Here is a 1,991-nt window from a genome sequence, read left to right as displayed (position 1 = left end):
CGGATTTTCAGTTTGGTGTGTACTTGCAAAGTTAACCGCTAAACCACGCAACTACTCATAGCCGAGACCGTTGGCAACAAGCTAAAAAAACAGGATAGTATATAAAAATCGAAACCCGATAGTTTGATATAATTCAGGGACTATCGGGAATAAGATGATACAAATATATTGATTATATTTGTATCTACCAAGTAAATATTTATGAGATACAACCAATTTGAGAATATTATATCGCCTGCAAGAATGAGTAGATATTTAGATGCTTGTGGAGGAGATACCAGGAAATCAATGACACTTTATAGACTTAATCTCAAATTATCTCAAGAGTTTTTTACAATAATAAGTTGTTTTGAGATTTCATTGAGAAATAAAATAGATCAGCATTTAATATCTACTTTAGGTAATAATTGGTTAAGAAATGGTGCTCAAAGACAAGGAATATTTGACAATAATCATACAAGAATCACAAAAAATAATATAAATGATGCCATTAATTCATTAGGAGCATCTTATACTCATAACAAATTAGTTGCGGAATTAGGTTTTGGTTTTTGGAGGTTTTTATTTGCTCCTAGACAGTACACAGCTACAGGAAGAAATTTATTAAAAATTTTTCCTGCTAAACCTAAAAGTACTGCCAATAATCAATACAACCAGAATTATGTATTTAATCAATTAGCTGATATAAATAAATTTAGAAATAGAATTGCTCATCACGAACCTATTTGTTTTAGAAATTCACATTCAATAAAAGATTCTACAACTGCTAGACAGCATTATGGTAAAATCTTACAATTTTTTCAATGGATGAATATTAATGAATCTGAACTTCTATATGGAATAGATCATATTAATAAAGTTTGTAATGATTTAGATAATTTATAACACTTAAAACAAGCCAGTTGCCAACAACGTATACCAGCAATTGCGGCTTTGTGTCCTGCGGACACAACCGCACAAGTATAAAAGTCGGGGATTTTTTCTATCTTAGTTGTCTAATTCCCGCAACTGACGGGTATACAAAACCGTTGGCAACCATTTGAACGAACTTAATGGCAATACAAGATAAAATCACTCAAATTTGGGTAAAAACTACAGGAAAAAAGATAAATCCGAACGATTTTGAGTGGTTAATTGGACCTATAGGAAATACAGATATTATTAAAGATAAGTTCATTTTCGAATTAGCAGAAAAAGAAAATTTAGAAATTCGAAAAAACTTACCGAATTCTGGTCTTCTCGAAAAAATGGAACAAATCGGAATTTCTGACCTAGACAAAAACCGTTTGAACGACAAAGTTGCTGACTTTTATGAAAACACATCAAACTACGATTTTGAGGTTTGGTCTGAATGGAAAGGTATTTTTAAACCTTTTGGTAAACTTCTTTATTTGATTTTTAGCAAACGACTTCAACAACTGAATTTACCTCTGAATTCAATTGATACCGCAAAGGGGCTGAAAAGTCAAATAATAAAACTTAAAGATAAACAGACAAAGGAAACTAAATGGACAATTTGGTACAGAATAATAAAAAGTACAAACGACGTAATTTATTCAGGAATTTACACAACTTGTAAAAATCCGAATTACAAAAAACCACTACTAAAAGTTGTGTTTCCACTACCAAACGGAAATGCTTCTGTGGTTATGACAGAGAAAGTTGAGAAAGATGGTTCGCTTCTTCTCTGCTCTGATGGAAAAAAATTCGGAGATAATGGATTTTACTTTACCTTGACAAATGGAAAAGGAGAATATTGGGCGAGATTCGTGAAATCAATGCACGAATGGATTAGAGTTTACGAAGACGATGAAAATGTATTGAGAGCTGACCACAATCTGAATTTTTATGGAATTCGGTTTTTGAATTTACATTATAGAATGAATAAAAAAACGGTTGCCAACAAAGAACTGAGGTAAAAAGCAACTCTTTTCTTCCTTAATTTTAGAGCATATTTATCCTGTACTAAAACCTCTATTTCTTTAATCTTA

2 protein-coding genes are annotated in these 1,991 nt (G+C 31.4%); both read left to right on the top strand.

The window, feature by feature from the left end; all coding sequences use genetic code 11:
* Window positions 1–201 precede the first annotated feature (201 nt).
* Complete coding sequence (locus tag G551_RS0112255; protein ID WP_027885833.1) at window positions 202–885, top strand: Abi family protein; 684 nt, start codon at window positions 202–204, stop codon at window positions 883–885.
* Window positions 886–1,052: 167 nt separating this feature from the next.
* Window positions 1,053–1,919, top strand: a complete 867-nt coding sequence (locus G551_RS0112250) for a hypothetical protein (RefSeq protein WP_027885832.1) — start codon at window positions 1,053–1,055, stop codon at window positions 1,917–1,919.
* The last annotated feature ends 72 nt before the right edge of the window (window positions 1,920–1,991 follow it).

This window comes from Mesonia mobilis DSM 19841 (genome assembly GCF_000423405.1).
Lineage (GTDB): Bacteria > Bacteroidota > Bacteroidia > Flavobacteriales > Flavobacteriaceae > Mesonia > Mesonia mobilis.
The sequence above is the reverse complement of the archived record's forward strand: the minus strand, read 5'-3'. Positions and strand labels throughout refer to the sequence as shown.